The 2,119-nt window shown below is 65.4% G+C and carries 2 protein-coding genes and 1 pseudogene; all 3 read left to right on the forward strand.

The window, feature by feature from the left end:
* On the forward strand, positions 1–165 hold a 165-nt coding region (locus tag ABNT58_RS23515; protein ID WP_348755827.1), incomplete at its 5' end, for a 50S ribosomal L9 C-terminal domain-containing protein.
* A 145-nt stretch (positions 166–310) separates the two neighbouring features.
* Complete coding sequence (dnaB, locus tag ABNT58_RS23520) at positions 311–1,726, forward strand: replicative DNA helicase (RefSeq protein WP_348755826.1); 1,416 nt, start codon at positions 311–313, stop codon at positions 1,724–1,726.
* A 56-nt stretch (positions 1,727–1,782) separates the two neighbouring features.
* Positions 1,783–2,119, forward strand: a pseudogene (locus ABNT58_RS23525) (radical SAM protein); the annotation flags it as partial.

Genomic DNA, 2,119 nt, shown 5'->3' on the forward strand with positions numbered 1-2,119 from the left:
GACATCGCCGAAGCCCTCAAGAAGGAAGGCTTCGAGATCGCCAAGTCGCAAGTGCGCCTGCCCAATGGCCCGCTGAAGACCATCGGCGACTTCACCGTGGCCGTGGCCCCGCACACCGATGTGGTGTCGGAAGTCACCATCGTGGTGGTCGGCGAAACCGACTGATCGACGCAGCGTTCCACGTTGCACCAAAGGCCGGCTGATCGCCGGCCTTTTTCTTTTTGCGCGAGCGGTTATCCGCTGAAGTTCCCCAGGTCATGCACAGGTCTGTCCACAGGCCGCTGTGCCGGGCCGGCTTATGCTCCCCACCATGTCTGCAGTCTTCCAGAGCCCTGTGTTCCCGGGCGCCCCGCGCGACGATGAAGTAGCCCGCCTGCGGGTGCCGCCGCATTCGATCGAGGCCGAGCAAAGCGTGCTCGGCGGCCTGTTGCTCGACAACGGTGCCTGGGACCGCGCCGGCGACATCCTGCAGGAAACCGACTTCTACCGCTTCGAGCACAAGGCCATCTACGGCGTGATCGGCCAGCTGATCAACGCCAACAAGCCGGCCGACGTGATCACGGTGTTCGAGCAGCTGCAAAGCCTGGGCAAGGCCGAAGAATGCGGCGGGCTGGTGTACCTCAATGCGCTGGCGCAAAGCGTGCCCAGCGCGGCCAACCTGCGCCGCTATGCCGAGATCGTTCGCGAGCGGGCCATCCTGCGAAAGCTGATCGAGGCCAGCGACGAGATCGCCACCAATGCCTTCAACCCGCAGGGCAGGGCGGTGTCGCAGATCCTGGACGAGGCCGAAGGCAAGATCTTCAAGATCGGTGAAGAAGGCTCGCGCACCAAGCAGGGCTTTCAGAGCATGGACCACCTGGTCATGCAGCTGATCGACCGTGTGACCGAGCTGGCCGAAAACGGCGCCGAGGAAGTGACCGGCGTGCGCACTGGCTTCTACGACATGGACCGCATGACCGCCGGCCTGCAGCCCGGCGACCTGATCGTGCTGGCCGCCCGTCCTTCGATGGGCAAGACGGCGTTTGCGCTGAACATCGCCGAGCACGTGGCGGTGAACGAAGGCCTGCCGGCGGTGGTGTTCTCGATGGAAATGGGCGCCTCGCAACTGGCGCTGCGGATGGTGGGCTCGCTCGGCCGCATCGACCAGCAGCACCTGCGCACCGGCGCGCTGCGTGACGACGAATGGGGCCGGCTGACCGAGGCGGTGGACAAGCTGTCCAAGGCCAGCGTGTTCATCGACGAAACGCCGGCGCTGAACCCGGCCGAACTGCGCGCCCGCGCACGCCGCCAGGCCCGCACCTGCGGCAAGCTGGGGCTGATCGTCATCGACTACCTGCAGCTGATGAGCGGCACCAGCAGCAGCAACGAAGAAAACCGGGCCACCGTGATCGGCGAGATCTCGCGCGGTTTGAAGGCGCTGGCCAAGGAGCTGCAGTGCCCGGTGATCGCGCTCTCGCAGCTCAACCGCTCGGTGGAAACACGCACCGACAAGCGGCCGATGATGAGCGACCTGCGCGAATCGGGCGCCATCGAGCAGGACGCGGACGTCATCATGTTCATCTACCGCGACGAGTACTACAACAAGGACTCGAAGGAGCCGGGCGTGGCCGAGATCATCATCGGCAAGCAGCGTAACGGCCCGGTGGGCACGGTGAAGCTGACCTTCCTGAAGCCGCTGACCAAGTTCGACAACCTCGCGCCCGGCAGCGCCAGCGACGAATACTGATCTGGGGCGGCAACCCCGCCTTTGCACTGGTGGCGTGGACTGTATATATTCACAGTATGCGCCCCGATGCCCAACCCGCCGCCACCTTGCTTTATGCCCCCCGCACGCCGCTGAAGGGCCGCGGCACGGTGTGGGCGATCGAGCACCGTTTCACCCGCGATGCGCGTGAAGCCTTCGACGACGGCTGGGGTGCACTGGAGCAGGCGGCGCAGGAAGAACGGCTGCCGCCCGGCACCGAACTGGTGGAAGAGAACGTCAAGTCCATCCTGTCGGGCAACGACTCGCCCGACATCTCCTTCGACCTGTCGATCAACCCCTACCGGGGCTGCGAGCACGGCTGCATCTACTGCTTCGCGCGGCCCACGCACAGCTACCTCAACCTGTCGCCGGGGC

Source organism: uncultured Aquincola sp. (genome assembly GCF_964001545.1).
In the GTDB taxonomy this organism is placed as follows: Bacteria; Pseudomonadota; Gammaproteobacteria; order Burkholderiales; family Burkholderiaceae_C; genus Aquincola.